Origin of the sequence: Polynucleobacter sp. AP-RePozz3-80-G7, assembly GCF_018882145.1 — a bacterium.
Classification (GTDB): domain Bacteria; phylum Pseudomonadota; class Gammaproteobacteria; order Burkholderiales; family Burkholderiaceae; genus Polynucleobacter.
Genome location: NZ_JACVPC010000002.1, coordinates 156,262 through 171,607, shown reverse-complemented (window position 1 = coordinate 171,607; position 15,346 = coordinate 156,262). Strand labels below are relative to the sequence as shown.

Sequence of the window (15,346 nt, the reverse complement as noted above, 5' to 3'; positions counted from 1 at the left end):
ACTAGCTCAAAAGATAAAGATGACTAGTGCAGGCTTCACCGATAGTAAATATGCAATTGCTGGCGGCGGTCTGATGGGTCGCCTGCTGGCTGTTGCGCTTGCTAAAGAAGGTGCTCAAGTCGATCTCTTTGATAAGGGTGGGCCGAATGGTGCCCATGCTGCTGCGCGCATTGCTGCAGCGATGTTGTCGCCATTAGCTGAATCTGCCATTACTGAAGATTCAGTAGTTCGCATGGGTTTGCATAGCTTGCCCCGCTGGAAGGAGCTTATTGCTGATTTGTCTAATCCGGTTTACTTTCAGCAAGATGGCACTTTGATTTTGTGGCATCGCCAAGATGCCAGTGAAGCCGAACGCTTTACTGCTCATTTAGAGAGGAACTGTCGCGCGAACGCTGATCTCAGTGCGCCACAAAAGCTCGGCAATGAAGCTTTGCGTGAACTTGAGCCTGGTATTGCCGATCGCTTTACTCAGGGACTGTACTTACCCAATGAGGGGCAATTGGATAATCGCCAGCTATTGGATGCTCTCGCTAGTGAGTTAACGCTATTGAAGGTCAATTGCCACTGGCATACCGAAATCGACCCAACCGAATTGCGCAAAAAGACGGGCTATAAGGCCGTAATTGATTGCCGCGGTACGGGAGCTAAAGAAGCTTGGTCATTTGGTGACAAGCCCAATAGCTTGCGTGGTGTTCGTGGTGAGGTTATTCGACTCTATGCGCCAGAAGTGAAGTTGCGTCGCCCTACGCGCTTAATCCATCCACGCTACCCGATTTATATTGCCCCTAAAGAAAATGATATTTATGTGGTGGGTGCAACGGAGATTGAGTCCGATGACTTGTCAGAAATGAGCGTACGCTCTGCTATGGAATTGCTCAGCGCCGTCTATACCGTTCATAGTGGGTTTGCTGAGGCACGTATCTTAGAGATGGCAACGCAGTGTCGCCCTACTTTAAAAAATAATCTTCCAGAAATTCAATCGCAAAGGGATACAGGGCTATCTGATTTGATCATGATCAATGGTCTATATCGCCATGGTTTTATGATTTCTCCTGCAGTGCTTGACTGCGCATTGGAACTTATAGAGCTCGGCACCAGTAAGACTGCATTGGATTTGGGATTGAGTATGACTCAAGACAATAATCAGATTGAGGCGGTATGCGCGTAATCGTTAATCAAGTGGCTTATGAGTTGCCCAGCAAGAGCATGGTGAGCGATGCTCTGGCCTTGATCGATGCGAAGCCACCCTATGCTGTTGCCGTGAATCTTAATTTTGTGCCCAAGACTAAGCATGCAGACTTTGTATTAAATGAGGATGATCAAATTGAAGTGATTGCCCCAGTTACTGGCGGTTGATTAAGAACCAATTATTTTTCTATGAACGCTCCTTTACCTAATAACCTCAATAGCGCAGACACACTTGTCTTATATGGCGAGAGCTTTGCGAGTCGTTTGCTATTAGGAACCTCACGCTACCCTTCTCCACAGGTGCTTGAGAACTCAGTAGAGGCATCTAACCCTGGCATGATTACCGTAAGTTTGCGTCGCCAGGGAACATCAACCGCTGAAGCGCATAGCGGCTTTTGGGATTTGCTCAAAAAGATGGCAGTTCCTGTTTTACCAAATACCGCTGGTTGCCATAGCCCACAAGAAGTCATTACCACCGCGCAAATGGCGCGTGAAGTGTTTGAAACCGACTGGATCAAGTTAGAGCTCATTGGCGATGATTACACTTTGCAACCAGATGTCTTGCGCTTAGTGCAGACAGCAGAGACTCTGATTAAAGATGGCTTTAAGGTTCTGCCGTATTGCACGGAGGATCTCATTTTGTGCCAACGTCTAGTTGATGTCGGTTGCCAAGCAGTCATGCCTTGGGCTGCTCCAATTGGTACCGGACAGGGGCCTTTAAATCCCTATGCCATGAAACTGTTGCGCGACCGATTAAAAGTTCCGCTCTTGGTGGATGCTGGTCTAGGACTTCCTTCTCATGCCTGCACCGTCATGGAATGGGGGTTTGATGGTGTACTACTCAATACCGCAGTAGCCTTGGCGGATGATCCTGTAGTGATGGCCAAAGCCTTTGCTATGGCGGTTGATGCAGGTCGTGCAGCCTATTTATCCGGTGCCATGAGGCCCCAAGAGTCTGCTCAAGCAAGCACTCCTTTGGTGGGTACTCCGTTTTGGCACCAATCGTAGTCGCAACAGGACACTAAGTTAAGTACACTGAACTCATGAGCCTCATTCGTGACCTTGCCGATCAAATCGTTGCCGCGCATCGCAATGAAGATTTATGCATTCCGATTCCGGCCTTTAGCCTGAACTCCCCGCCTCCACTCATTGATAACGAAGCAGCAGTTGATCATTACGAATTGGCCGGTGCACTAGCTGCCATTGAAATGGGATTTATCGAGTCTGATGCCAGAATTCTGGGTAAGGCATGGTCACGCATGACATTGCAAGATGGTGGCTTTAATCCCTTTAAATGGCCCAGCAGGCCAGAGCATTTTGATTTATTGCCCTGGACTCGCAATATGAATCCCAATGCCTTTAAAGAGTGTCCAAAACGCCTGGGCTTGTATGGAGTCATGCCGGATGCTGATTGGGTAAAGCGCATGGTCGATGCAGAGTTGCCGACGGTACAACTTAGATTTAAGTCAGACGAAAAGTCTAAGATCCGAAAACAAATTAAAGAATCTGTTGCAGCAGTCAAAGATAGCAAGACCTTGCTATTCATTAATGACTATTGGCAAGAAGCAATTGATGCTGGCGCCTATGGCGTGCATTTAGGTCAAGAGGATTTAGTAGATGCCAACCTAGAAGAAATTCGGGGTGCGGGCTTAAGACTGGGACTAAGCACTCATGGCTATGCAGAGCTGGCTTATGCAGATCGCTTTTGCCCAAGCTACATTGCGATGGGCGCAGTCTTTCCAACAAATTTAAAGAAGATGCCTACAGCACCGCAAGGACTAGGTCGTTTATATCGATATGCTCAGCTCATGAGCAACTACCCACTGGTAGCGATTGGCGGCATTGATCAAGACAGCATTCATGCGGTAGCAAAAAGTGGTGTTGGCTCAGTAGCCGTTGTGAGAGCCATTACCCAAGCCAAAGACCCTAAGGCGGCGGTCAAATACTTACAAGAATTAATGCAGTCGTGATTTCCTGATTTATTAGTAACTGACCTAAGTTAGCCCAGATCTGCTCAGTAATTTCCTTTTTCTTCGAGCAATGAAGTTGGATAAAAATCGTGCATATGCCATAGCGGCCCCGGACCTTCGCCAATACTCAAGAAGCGTCCCGCCTCTAAACCTGCCTCTACATAGGCAATCGCCTTAGCAACGGCATGAGCTAGATCATGACCATCAGCTAGGTAGGTAGCAATGGCAGATGCTAAAGAACATCCAGTGCCGTGCGTATTTACTGTATTGACACGATAGTGTTTGAATTCTTTTGATTGCACAACTTCAAGACCGTCTTCCATGGAGCGCCACATTAAGTAATCGGTAATTTGAGTGTGCGTGCTATCCAAGTGTCCGCCCTTGATGAGGACTGCTTGTGGGCCCATCTCGAGTAATTCTTCGGCAGCCAATTTGAAATCATTTGGACCGCTTATTTCACGACCAAGTAGTAATGAAGCTTCATCTAGATTGGGCGTAACCAGTGTTGCAATCGGAAACAAGTCAGCAATCATGGCTTGAGCGGTATCGTCGCCACCTAAGCTTGCACCAGAAGTAGCGCGCAAAACAGGATCTAGAACAATCCGTTTAACGCCGTGTTTGCGTAACGATTTAGCAACTGTGCGGACTATTTCTGGGCTGGCCAACATACCGATTTTGACTATATCGGCGCCAATATCCATTAAAACAGCGTCGATCTGGGCTTCGACCACATCAAGATCTACATCCTGAATACGCGTTACACCCAAGGTATTTTGGGCGGTAATTGCCGTAATGACTGACATGCCGTAGCCACCAAGGGCGGTGATCGCCTTGAGGTCGGCCTGGAGCCCCGCCCCACCGCCGCTATCGGACCCAGCAATGGTCAGTACTTTGGGGATCTGCACAGAAGTGGGAAGAAGTGATTTCATCTTGCTATAATATCGGCTTATTCCTCGATAGCTCAGTCGGTAGAGCGCCGGACTGTTAATCCGTAGGTCCCTGGTTCGAGCCCAGGTCGAGGAGCCAAATAAGTAAAGCCCCTAGAGCAATCTAGGGGCTTTTTCTTTTGTAGTACGGGTAAGGCAACCCGCTTAGATCAAGCCCTTCTTGCGTAAATTGGCCAGGCGATTATTGAGAGTCTTAATAGTCAGGAGATTATATTTATCGCCATCTTTCCAAGCGCTGCCTTTCCATTCGATGCCTTCTGCTGTGACATTAGCAAAAGGCTCTTTACCTTCTTTTGCATAGCCTTCTAAGATGGCGATCAGTGCCGCCCGATCATCGGATCCACCAGCATCTTTAACCGCATCCAAAATGGGTTTGGTGATGGTATCGCCATAGGTAACCTTGGTATCCATATGATTTGGGGCTGCTGGTTCTTCGAAGATGTACTCATGTGGCCACTCAAAGACATTTCTGGCGGAATTTTTAACTGCCTCAGGACTCACTGCACCGCTCTCAGGATTCTTTGGATCAGTTGGTAGACTTAGACCTAAAATCCAAGCTTCAAATTCAGCAATGCGGCTGTAGCGCTTTTCTTCGCTATCGCGCTTTTGCTCTTCTTGTGAGAGCAGCAAAGTCACCCATGCCCAGGCAATATCTTTGGGTATTGCAAACTCTTGAGCCAAAATACCGCTGGCTTTTTTTAGGATAGGTTTGGATGTGAGTTTTGACATTGCATTCTTTCTGGATTCGTTCTACTTTTTTAGTAAGCGCCTTCAATTTAGGGTGAAAAGTCAAAGGGAAGGCTCCCCCTTTCATTTTGACAATGCTCTCCACATCCCCCGAAGGATACTCTTCATTTACCATCGTTTTATTGCAAGGCTGGAATTAATCCAGTTCTAGCAAGCTCCTGGGATGGCTAGAGGGTGACAATCTTTTTTTAATAGACAGTTCTAATGGGTATTAGATATGATTAATCCATCAACTGTCCAGGGATGAGTCTCACATGAAAAATCCATTTATTATTCTCGCCGCCACTGCATTGATCTCATCATCAGCAGTCCTTGCATCTGATGACTCACCGGCAGTTACTAAAGTTACTCCATACAAACCTGGCATCACGATGACAAAATCAGTTCAGGCCGGAATCTCTCCTGATGACGCAATGAATATCCTTAAAGCAGGCAATGAACGTTTTGTTTCCGGAAAACCATTGAGCAGAAACCAAAAGACTCTGGTCACTCAAACCGCTTTAGGGCAATACCCTTTAGCTCATGTTATTGCATGCATGGACTCTAGAAGTGGGCCGGAAGTTGTTTTTGATATGAGCACCGGAGATATATTTTCCAACAGGGTTGCTGGCAATGTGATTAACGATGACATTTTAGGTGGCTTAGAGTATGGCTCTAAAGTGGTTGGCACTCCACTCATCGTAGTGCTAGGTCATACCAGCTGTGGCGCTATTAAGGGTGCCTGTGATGGAGTGAAACTAGGCAACCTAACTCAATTGCTTGAAAAAATTCAGCCCGCCGTTCAGATGTCAAAAACACCGGGGGAGCGTAATGGTAAGAACTACAAATTTGTGAACGAAGTTACTGAGCTAAATATTGATGATTCAGTCAATGAGATACGCACTAAGAGTCCAATTCTTGCGGATCTTGAAAAACAAGGAAAAGTCAAAATCGTTGGCGCCTTGTATGACACCTCTACTGGCAGAGTATCTTGGCGGTAATTTAAACCACTAAAGCACTACCCCCCATCTAAGGCAAGCAATTAAAGCCTCCGATAGGAGGTCGGCACCAAGTGCCTAAGGGCACTAAAATAGAGTCCATGACTAAGATTCCTGAACTTCTCGCCCCAGCCGGCAGCCTTTCCATGCTGCGTACCGCCTTTGATTTTGGTGCCGACGCTATCTATGCCGGACAGCCTCGCTATTCACTCCGGGTTCGTAATAACGACTTCGGCAAGATTGAGGTTCTCAAGCAAGGCATCGATACTGCGCATGAACTGGGCAAGAAGTTTTATTTGGTTTCTAACTTATTGCCCCATGGCGGTAAGACGCGCACTTACATTAAAGATATGGATCCAGTCATTGCATTGAAGCCAGATGCTTTAATCATGTCTGATCCTGGCCTCATCATGATGGCTCGTGAAGCTTGGCCAGATATGCCAATTCATTTATCAGTACAAGCCAATACTGTGAATGGTGCTTCTGCTAAGTTTTGGCGATCAGTTGGCATCAGTCGCGTGATTTTGTCTCGCGAACTTTCCTTTGATGAAATCGAAGAGGTTCGTCAAGACTGTCCTGAGATGGAGCTTGAAGTATTTGTTCATGGCGCTCTCTGTATTGCCTACTCAGGTCGCTGCTTGTTATCTGGCTATATGTCTCATCGAGATTCCAATCAAGGTGCCTGTACCAATGCTTGCCGCTGGGATTACAAGGTGAAACCTGGGCAACAAAATACTAGCGGTGATGTGGTGCTGCTTCAGGAAGCACGTCGACCTGATGACTTAATGCCGATGGAAGAAGATGAGCATGGCACCTACATCATGAACTCCAAAGATCTGCGTGCCGTTGAACATATTGAGCGCCTGACCAAGATGGGCGTTGACTCCTTTAAGATCGAAGGTCGCACCAAATCACCTTATTACGTTTCGCGTACTGTGCAATCCTATAGAGCGGCAATTAATGATGCCGTTCAAGGCAAGCCATTTAATACTGCCTTGTTAGGTCAATTAGAAGGTTTAGCTAATCGTGGTTATACGGATGGCTTTTATGAGCGTCACCATGACAAAGAGTACCAACTCTATATGCGTGGCCACTCTTTATCTGGACGTAGCTTGTACGTTGGTGAAACGCTGGAGATCGATGCTGCTACCGGCCGAGTTAAGGTAGATGTCAAGAATCGTTTTTCTGTTGGTGACAAAATTGAAATCATTGAACCAAACGGAAACGCAGATGTTGTATTGACTGAGATGTGGAATATGAAGGGTGAATCAATTGATGTGGCCCCTGGATCGGGTCACTTTGTTTGGCTAAAAATCCCGATGACTACTAAACATGCTTTTATTGCACGCTATACCCAAGAGCCAGCACCAGCTGAAGTAGCTACCTCCAGCTCTTGCTCCACTTGCGGCGATTAATACACCCCAATCTTCTGAATAAAGATTTTCATGACTAACAGCGCCAAAAACCTTACAAATAAAACAGGCTTGAAAATCAAGTTTGAGGAGGAAATGAAAAAAGCGTTTGCTTTATCAATTTACTTTGGCACTTGGTTCTGCGCGATTGCCTTTATGGCTGCAACCGCTCTTGAGGAGCGCCCCATTCCCCTATCTCTTTTTGGGTTTGCGTTGATTAAAGCTGCTTTATCGGCAAAATTTATGTTGATTGCTCAGGCTGTGTATCCAGTTAAAATTGATAAACAAAACGGCATTGTTAAGTCACTCATGCTTGAGTCGCTGATTTATCTAGTGGTAGTTGTGGCGCTAAATTATCTTGAGGCTGGAGTTCATGGACTCATTAATGGTAAAGACTTTATTGCCTCTATGGCAGCATTTGGTAGCGGCGATCCATTAAGAGTACTTGCCATGTCAATTGTGTATTGGTTGATTGTTTGGCCTTACTTGATTTTTGTGGGCTTTAATATGGTCGTAGGCAATACTGAAACTCTTGCAGTCTTGTTTGGCTCCAAAAAATAATTGCCTTACTTGTATTGCGTGAGAATTTTTTGGCTCTGCTTGTTAGGATTCATTTGCCAACAAGCGTCCGCTCAAGAGATTGAAGCTCGCGCGTATTCAAATGCGCCTATTGGCATTAACTTTATTTCGGGTGGAATAGCCCAGGCCAAGAGTGGTTCATACACCCTCACTACTGAAGCAACAAGTCTGACACGCATTATTAATGTCTTTGGACAGTCTGGCCGGATTAGTCTACTACTTCCGTATGCCCAACTTTCTGGCGCTGGTAGTCTTGGCCCTCAAAATATCAACGCTTCTGCCGAAGGCTTATCCGATCCTATTGTAAAGATCTCCGCCAATCTGTATGGTGCGCCAGCACTCTCGCTAGAGGAATTTAATAACTACAAACAAGATCTTATTATCGGCACTAGTCTCGCTGCATCAATCCCATGGGGTAAGTACAACAGTGAGCAAATGCTCAACGTGGGCGCCAATCGCTCTCTTATTCAGCCCGCCATCGGAGTCTCTCAAGTAATCGGATCATGGCGCTTGGAATTGGCAGGCATGGCTACCATCTACACCAACAATACTAGTTTTCTGGGAAGTAATACGCTCTCTCAAAACCCCGTCTACTCCTCGGAAGCCCATGGGATCTATTACTTTGAGAATACAGCCTATATTTCTGCTGATGCTACCTACTTCATGGGTGGTCAGAAATATGTCAATGGCACAGCAATCAGCGGCTCACAAGAAAATTGGCGTTTTGGCAGTACTTTTTCTTACCCTATTAATAAGCGCAATTCCATCCGCCTGACTGGTAGCAAAGGCGTCTACTCCAACACCAATACTGACTACACCGCACTGGGAATTTCCTGGCAGTACCGCTGGGGCGGCGGAGTGTAGGTATATAGGCTACTCCATCGCTACAATAAAGCCAAAGATCATTAAAAAGAGACACGAGACAATCATGAGCAATACACCAAAAGACTCTGCAGAGAGTGGTTTACGTAAAGGCTTAACTAGCTATGGCGATAAAGGCTTTTCTTTATTTTTACGTAAGGCTTTTATTAAAGGTGCTGGATATACCAATAGCGCTTTAGATCGCCCTGTCATCGGCATTATCAATACTGGCAGTGCGTACAACCCCTGCCATGGCAATATGCCTCAGCTTTTGGAGGCGGTAAAGCGTGGTGTGATGTTGGCCGGTGGTTTGCCGATGGAATTTCCGACGATTTCGATACATGAGAGTTTTGCTGCGCCTACTAGCATGTACTTGCGCAACTTAATGTCGATGGACACTGAAGAGATGCTGCGCGCACAGCCAATGGATGCAGTTGTCATGATTGGTGGTTGCGATAAAACTGTTCCCGCACAAATGATGGGTGCCGCTTCTGCAGGCTTACCCGCTATCCAACTGATTACCGGCTCAATGCTGACTGGATCGCATCGCAGCGAGCGTGTTGGTGCTTGTACTGACTGCCGCCGTTACTGGGGTAAATTCCGCGCCGGTGAAATTGATGAAGTTGAAAAAGATGAAGTCAATGATCAACTGGTCGCCAGCGTTGGCACCTGTTCAGTAATGGGCACTGCTAGTACGATGGCCTGCATCTCTGAAGCTCTTGGTATGACTGTTCCAGGTGGCGCAACTCCTCCTGCAGTGACTGCAGATCGTATTCGCGTAGCCGAAGAAACCGGTACTTGTGCCGTGAAGATGGCAAAAGAAGGTTTAACGATTGACAAAGTACTCACAGCCGACGCCTTTGAAAATGCCATGCGTGTTTTGCTAGCGATTGGTGGATCAACCAATGGCATTGTTCACTTAGCTGCCATTGCGGGCCGTATGGGACTTGAGATTGATTTAGATGCGCTCGATAAGATGGGAGATGAGACCCCTGTTTTGGTGGACTTAAAACCATCTGGCGATCACTATATGGAAAACTTCCATGATGCTGGCGGCATGACTACCTTGCTTCGTGAGCTAAAGCCACTCTTGAAACTTGATGCGATGACTGTATCCGGCAGAACTCTTGGCGAAGAAATTGATGCTGCTGCGCCAAGCTTTAAACAAGATGTAGTACGTCCATTTGATAAACCAATTTACCCACGTGGCAGTATTGCTGTATTGCATGGCAATTTAGCGCCTGGTGGCGCCATCATCAAACAGTCAGCTGCAAATGAAAAACTCATGGAACATGAAGGTCGTGCAGTGGTGTTTGAAGATGCTGCTGATTTAGCTAACCGTATCGATAGCTCAGACTTAGATGTCACTGCTGATGACATTTTGGTACTCAAAAATATTGGGCCTAAAGGTGCCCCTGGTATGCCAGAGGCTGGGTACATCCCTATTCCCATGAAATTGGCACGAGCTGGCGTCAAAGATATTGTGCGCATCTCTGATGGACGCATGAGCGGCACTGCCTTCGGCACGATTGTGTTGCACGTTACCCCTGAATCCGCTATTGGGGGTCCATTAGCGCAGGTACGTAACGGTGATCGCATTCGTTTGAGCGTGAAGAATCGTGAAATAAGTCTTTTAATTTCAGATGAAGAACTAGCTAAGCGTATGAAAGACAATCCCATTACTTCTCCTACAGCTGAACGCGGCTACAAGAAACTCTTTTTAGATACCGTTACTCAAGCAGATCAAGGCGTCGACTTTGATTTCCTGAGGGCAGCGAAGATGGTTGGCAAAACGCCCTCTTCCAAATAAAAGCATTCAATGATTAAAGCTAATCTATTGCGTAGAGGCATGAATCTTTGGCCACCCTTTCTGGGTGCTGGCATTACTGTTGAGAAAATTTCTAAGGACTTTCGCCATGCTACGGTACGCCTCAAGCATGGCATATTGAACCGTAACATTGTGGGCGTGCATTTTGGCGGCAGCCTCTTTGCGATGACTGACCCCTTCTTCATGATGATGGTATCTCAGAATCTAGGTAAGGGTTATGTTATTTGGGACCAGGCGGCTAAGATTGAATTTCTGAAGCCAGGTAAGGGGAAGGTTCATGCTAGTTTTGAAATTACCCAAGAACAATTAGATGACATCATCGGCTCTGCTGAGTCTGGCAACAAAGTACTCAAAGACTTTGTTGTTGATGTGAAAGATCAAGAGAATGATGTAGTCGCGAGAATTACGAAGACTTTATATATCCGCAAGAAGAAGAAAAGCTAACGTGTATTGTTAACTTTTTTATAAATAGACTAATTACTTTGTATAAGCAGGTGCATCAATGAGTCGCATCTCGCCTTCAATCCAAGCTTCTACCTCAAGCTGCAACTGGTCCTCCGTTTTTCCTGAAACAGAAATCACAGGCCCAATGGAAAGCGTAATCACTCCAGGACGCTTTAAGAGGGTGTTTCTAGGCCAAATGGCAGCAGAGTTCTGCGCTACCGGAAGAATGTCTGTTTGTGTACTTATTGCAAGTCGTACACCGCCCTTTCTATAAGGCTTAAATGACCCGCGCGGGGTGCGAGTGCCCTCTGGATAAATCGCAATCCAACTGCCCTGGGCTAATACCGCCTTGCCCTGCTCATTGACTGCTTCACGAGCCTTCTCACGATCGCCCCGATTAATGTGAATCATTTTTAACGAGGCCAAAGCCCAACCAAAAAATGGCACAAACAATAATTCTCTTTTGAATACAAAGCAAAGCTGTCTTGGGAAAAATGCTGGGTAGACAAAGGTTTCCCATGCCGATTGATGTTTACCCAAAATAATTAATGACTTATTAGGATCTTGGGGAATATTTTCCAAGCCCTTTATCTTTAGATCAACTCCACAGAAAAATAAGAGTGCTTTTTGGGTTAAGCGGCACCAAAATACACCCATCTGGTAACGCGTGCCTCGACTTGTAAAGGGGATGACCAAAATTATTGCGCTAGCAACAATGGTGACGGTTGTGAAACCAAATAAATAAAATAGAAAAGAACGTAGCCAAAGCATCACAATAGTATTTTTACTAATAAAGCGCTAAAAAACTTATTTTAAATGATTGGCCTTGGGAGGTGACCCTTGGTAGTGGTCATAAATCTCTTAATTCACGTCTTAGGATTTTTCCAACATTGGTTTTTGGCAAATCAGCACGGAAAACAATGTGCTTCGGGCGCTTATAGTTTGTAAGATTTTCTTTACAGAACGCCATGATAGCTTCCTCTGTTAATGAAGCATCCTGTTTCACAATGAACGCCTTAACGGCTTCGCCTGAATCCTCATCAGGCACACCAATGACTGCACATTCCAGCACTCCAGGAATGAGAGATAGAACCTCTTCCACTTCATTTGGATAGACGTTAAATCCAGAAACCAGAACCATATCTTTTTTACGGTCGACAATCTTAGTCAGGCCGTCGGGATTCATGATGCCGATATCGCCTGATTTGAAGAAGCCATCGGGCGTCATAACATTCTTGGTTTCCTCGGGCTTGTTCCAGTAACCGGCCATTACCTGAGGCCCCCGAATACAAATCTCACCAGGAGTACCAAAAGGTACTTCGATGCCGTCATCGCCTAAGATCACTACTTCGGTACTTGGTACCGGGAAGCCAATATAGCCAGTAAAGCTCTCAATCAAAGCAGAGTTGACGCAGGCAACTGGTGATGTTTCTGAAAGGCCATACCCTTCGGCAATAGGAGCGCCAGTCATTTCTTGCCAGTGATCTGCAACTATCTTTTGCATTGCCATACCGCCGCCAATAGTTGCCAAAATATTAGGGAACTTCACTGTGGCAAATTCAGGTTTATGCATCAGCGCATTAAATAAAGTATTTACTCCGGGGAAGATATTGATATTCGGATGCTTCTTCAATAGCTTAATGAAGCCATCGAAATCACGTGGATTAGGAACTAAGACTAAAAGACCACCTTTGCGCATTCCCAATACTGAGCAGGCTGTTAAAGCAAAGATGTGATACATGGGAAGCGCGCATAAGAAAACCAATTGATCCACTTTTTTACGCTTTAATCCTGGCTCAAGCCATAACTCCGTTTGAATGACATTAGAGAGAATATTGCTATGTAAAAGAATCGCGCCTTTAGATAACCCCGTAGTGCCACCTGTATATTGCAAAAAGGCAATGTCACTTAAAGAAGTATTCGGCTTATTCCAGCGCTGACGACTACCCTCACCTAAAGCAGCCAAAAAAGTAATATGGTTAGGTAGATCCCATGCAGGCACGAGTTTTTTTACATTGCGTACTACAAAATTGACTATCGCACCCTTAAGTCCAATCATCTCTCCAAGAGAAGTCACGATAGTCTTTTTCAATGGCACGTCAGCAGCGATGTGCTGATAAACATGCGCAAAGTTTTCTAAGATGACAAGAGCTGATGCACCACTGTCTTTGAGTTGATATTCCAACTCACGGGCGGTATAGAGCGGATTAACATTGACCACTACGTACCCAGCACGAAGAATACCGATCATCGCAATCTGAAACTGCAACACGTTAGGCAACATGATTGCCACACGAGCACCAGACTCTAAGCCCAGACTTTGTATATAAGAGGCAAAATGCTTGGAGTGCTGATCGAGCTCTCGGTAAGTTAAAAACTTATCGAGATACTCGCAGGCACGTCTATTCGGATAGCGTTCAAAGGCCTCCTCAAACATATCCAGCAAAGAGTTATAGCCAGAGATATCGACTTCGTGAGGAACGCCCTCAGGATAGTGTTTTAGCCATGGCTTACTGGGGTTAGTCATATGAGATATGTGGTTTCTACTGTGATTTAATGTTGATGCAAAAACAAAAAGGAATTAAAAAGCCCTCAAATAGAGGGCTCTTTGTCAAACAGTTAAAACATTAGAAGCGATAGCCAACACCAACCAGAATATCAGTGCCAGTGCCGCTAATAGTCATCCCTTGAAGTTGAGTACCGGTAGTGAGTGTTGCCGTTAAGTTTTTTGTACCATAAGAAGCATAGTTAACCTCACCAAAAGCATATAAAGACTCGGTAAACATCTGTTTATAGCCAAGACCTAAGGTGTAGCCAGTTAAGTTGGTTGATTGGTACGCAAGAGTTGGACCGGACAAACCAATGGTGGCACCAGTGTATCCGAGCTTCGCATAAGCTAAACGATTCTTATCAAAAGCATAGCCTGGTGTGAATACAACACTGTAAAGGTTTTTTACGTTATATGTTGCCGTACTACTTCCACCACTGACAGGTAGCGTTCCAAGAGCCCCGCTAATTGTTGTATTTGCAACGCTAAGCTGCCCCGTAGCGGAAGAGCTTGCGCCCGGATAGTATGTTGCACCAACCCCCAAAATCCAAGTTTCATTAATGCCAAAGTTATAACCAGCAGCTAAGTTAGCAATCCCTGTATTAACATTATTAACATTGCTAGCCGAAGCTCCCTGAGATACGTAGGCTGGATAGCCCAAGGCAGTTAGAGGAGTGCCAGCAGGAACACCAGGAATACCAGCCGGTGCTACTGCAGTATTTTGAGTAACAGCCGTACCGCTACCTATTTTAGGAGTGAAGACACCAAAACCAACGCCTACTTGTCCATAAGCACCTTCCCATGCATTCGTCTTGGACGATTGCGCCATAGCTGAACCTGCTACAACGCTTGTCATTGCAAAAGCGATTGCGCTGATTTGTAATTTCTTCATGTGTCTTCCCTTTTTATTTCAATTAATTGTTATTTAAATCTTGCACCACTGCAGCAACTCTATAGAAATTTATTTCAATATATAGCCCGGGTTTTCCCGAGGCTTATTTTGCAACGCAACATTTATTGCAATGCAAAAACGAATTTATTGCATAGAGACCCTATTGGTATGGACTTCACGCAGGGGTTAGTTATTTTTTGTGAGAGTAGTATTAAAAAAAATTCATGTAATATAAACGAACGATCGTATTATTTTTACAACAAAACAAGATTATTTAGAATCCCATGAATCAAACAAGGGTTAATTTGAAGGCGCCAGAAGAGCAAACCAAAGGCTCAGCTACCAAGACTTTGATTTTGGAGGCGGCTTTGGAAATTGCTAGCAAGTCAGGTCTTGAAGGTCTAACCATTGGGAACATAGCTGAAGTTGTCAAAATGAGTAAAAGTGGAGTGTTTGCTCATTTTGGTTCTCGTGAAGAGCTGCAGGTTGAAGTTGTTCGCGCATACCATCAAAAATTCCAGGAAGTTGTATTTGCCCCTGCCCTTTTAAAGCCAAAGGGATTGCCCAGGCTTAATCAAATGATTAGCTCTTGGCTCAAGATGAGTAGCGGCGGCGATACCTCAAGTTGCTTCTTTATCTCTGGCGCCGCTGAATTTGATGATTGCCCTGGCATTGTTCGTGATGAATTGCTTCGAAGCGTTGAAATATGGCGCACTGCCCTTCTGAGAGCAATTAAAGAAGCCATTACTGAGGGCCACCTAAAGAAATCTTTAGATGCACAAGCACTACTCTTCAGGCTCTATAGCATTGCTTTAGGCGTCCATCATGATTCTCGTTTTTTAGAAAATCCTAAATGCCTTGTCATAGCAAATAAGCTAATCAAAGAAATTTTTGCAGCAAATAAAGCAAGTAAGTAGTTCATAAGAAGCTCTTAAGTTCAATTTAATAAGATA

At 45.4% G+C, this 15,346-nt stretch carries 16 protein-coding genes and 1 tRNA gene; 12 read left to right on the top strand and 5 right to left on the bottom strand.

Annotated features, from left to right (window positions below; translation table 11 throughout):
- The first annotated feature begins 19 nt into the window (after nucleotides 1-19).
- The 4 genes from ICE90_RS06260 to thiE are packed head-to-tail and all read left to right on the top strand — an operon-like array spanning nucleotide 20 to nucleotide 3,158.
- The gene (locus tag ICE90_RS06260; RefSeq protein ID WP_216191534.1) at nucleotides 20-1,168 is read left to right on the top strand and encodes an FAD-dependent oxidoreductase; all 1,149 of its coding nucleotides are present in this window, start codon (nucleotides 20-22) and stop codon (nucleotides 1,166-1,168) included.
- Nucleotides 1,159-1,356: a sulfur carrier protein ThiS gene (thiS, locus tag ICE90_RS06255; protein WP_215322090.1), complete on the top strand. Its 198-nt coding sequence runs from the start codon at nucleotides 1,159-1,161 to the stop codon at nucleotides 1,354-1,356. Before ICE90_RS06260 ends, thiS begins: the two co-directional genes overlap by 10 nt.
- 21 nt (nucleotides 1,357-1,377) lie before the next feature.
- Nucleotides 1,378-2,196, top strand: a complete 819-nt coding sequence (locus ICE90_RS06250) for a thiazole synthase (RefSeq protein WP_216191532.1) — start codon at nucleotides 1,378-1,380, stop codon at nucleotides 2,194-2,196.
- A 35-nt stretch (nucleotides 2,197-2,231) separates the two neighbouring features.
- Nucleotides 2,232-3,158, top strand: coding sequence for a thiamine phosphate synthase (thiE, locus tag ICE90_RS06245; RefSeq protein ID WP_216191530.1), 927 nt, complete (start codon nucleotides 2,232-2,234; stop codon nucleotides 3,156-3,158).
- A 44-nt stretch (nucleotides 3,159-3,202) separates the two neighbouring features.
- On the opposite strand, the gene thiD is transcribed toward thiE, so the two are convergent.
- Nucleotides 3,203-4,087 carry a bifunctional hydroxymethylpyrimidine kinase/phosphomethylpyrimidine kinase gene (gene thiD / locus ICE90_RS06240; RefSeq protein WP_216191528.1) on the bottom strand — a complete coding sequence of 295 codons (885 nt, stop codon included), beginning with the start codon at nucleotides 4,085-4,087 and terminating at the stop codon, nucleotides 3,203-3,205.
- A 21-nt stretch (nucleotides 4,088-4,108) separates the two neighbouring features.
- Between thiD and ICE90_RS06235 the strand changes: the two genes are divergently transcribed.
- A tRNA-Asn gene (locus ICE90_RS06235) sits at nucleotides 4,109-4,184 on the top strand.
- A gap of 65 nt (nucleotides 4,185-4,249) precedes the next feature.
- Here ICE90_RS06235 and ICE90_RS06230 read toward each other — a convergent pair.
- Nucleotides 4,250-4,834, bottom strand: coding sequence for a hypothetical protein (locus tag ICE90_RS06230; protein ID WP_216156357.1), 585 nt, complete (start codon nucleotides 4,832-4,834; stop codon nucleotides 4,250-4,252).
- Between the two features lie 272 nt (nucleotides 4,835-5,106).
- On the opposite strand from ICE90_RS06230, the gene ICE90_RS06225 reads away from it, so the two are divergent.
- From ICE90_RS06225 to ICE90_RS06200, 6 genes are all read left to right on the top strand, one after another.
- Nucleotides 5,107-5,832 (top strand): carbonic anhydrase family protein, encoded by a 726-nt coding sequence (locus ICE90_RS06225; RefSeq protein ID WP_216191526.1) that lies wholly within the window; start codon nucleotides 5,107-5,109, stop codon nucleotides 5,830-5,832.
- 98 nt (nucleotides 5,833-5,930) lie between these two features.
- Nucleotides 5,931-7,244 (top strand): U32 family peptidase, encoded by a 1,314-nt coding sequence (locus ICE90_RS06220; protein ID WP_216156351.1) that lies wholly within the window; start codon nucleotides 5,931-5,933, stop codon nucleotides 7,242-7,244.
- Between the two features lie 30 nt (nucleotides 7,245-7,274).
- Nucleotides 7,275-7,802 carry a hypothetical protein gene (locus ICE90_RS06215; protein ID WP_215322078.1) on the top strand — a complete coding sequence of 176 codons (528 nt, stop codon included), beginning with the start codon at nucleotides 7,275-7,277 and terminating at the stop codon, nucleotides 7,800-7,802.
- Between the two features lie 18 nt (nucleotides 7,803-7,820).
- The gene (locus ICE90_RS06210) at nucleotides 7,821-8,684 is read left to right on the top strand and encodes a transporter (RefSeq protein ID WP_370624652.1); all 864 of its coding nucleotides are present in this window, start codon (nucleotides 7,821-7,823) and stop codon (nucleotides 8,682-8,684) included.
- 64 nt (nucleotides 8,685-8,748) lie between these two features.
- Complete coding sequence (locus ICE90_RS06205) at nucleotides 8,749-10,491, top strand: IlvD/Edd family dehydratase (protein WP_216191522.1); 1,743 nt, start codon at nucleotides 8,749-8,751, stop codon at nucleotides 10,489-10,491.
- Nucleotides 10,492-10,500: 9 nt separating this feature from the next.
- Nucleotides 10,501-10,953 (top strand): DUF4442 domain-containing protein, encoded by a 453-nt coding sequence (locus tag ICE90_RS06200; protein ID WP_251368546.1) that lies wholly within the window; start codon nucleotides 10,501-10,503, stop codon nucleotides 10,951-10,953.
- A 33-nt stretch (nucleotides 10,954-10,986) separates the two neighbouring features.
- Here ICE90_RS06200 and ICE90_RS06195 read toward each other — a convergent pair whose 3' ends face one another.
- From ICE90_RS06195 to ICE90_RS06185, 3 genes are all read right to left on the bottom strand, one after another.
- On the bottom strand, nucleotides 10,987-11,724 hold the full coding sequence (locus tag ICE90_RS06195) for a 1-acyl-sn-glycerol-3-phosphate acyltransferase (RefSeq protein WP_215322074.1): 738 nt from the start codon (nucleotides 11,722-11,724) through the stop codon (nucleotides 10,987-10,989).
- Nucleotides 11,725-11,803: 79 nt separating this feature from the next.
- Nucleotides 11,804-13,480 carry a long-chain-fatty-acid--CoA ligase gene (locus ICE90_RS06190; protein ID WP_216191521.1) on the bottom strand — a complete coding sequence of 559 codons (1,677 nt, stop codon included), beginning with the start codon at nucleotides 13,478-13,480 and terminating at the stop codon, nucleotides 11,804-11,806.
- A 100-nt stretch (nucleotides 13,481-13,580) separates the two neighbouring features.
- On the bottom strand, nucleotides 13,581-14,393 hold the full coding sequence (locus ICE90_RS06185; protein WP_215363637.1) for an outer membrane protein: 813 nt from the start codon (nucleotides 14,391-14,393) through the stop codon (nucleotides 13,581-13,583).
- A gap of 284 nt (nucleotides 14,394-14,677) precedes the next feature.
- Between ICE90_RS06185 and ICE90_RS06180 the strand changes: the two genes are divergently transcribed.
- Nucleotides 14,678-15,310 (top strand): TetR/AcrR family transcriptional regulator, encoded by a 633-nt coding sequence (locus tag ICE90_RS06180; protein ID WP_216191519.1) that lies wholly within the window; start codon nucleotides 14,678-14,680, stop codon nucleotides 15,308-15,310.
- Nucleotides 15,311-15,346: the final 36 nt, after the last annotated feature.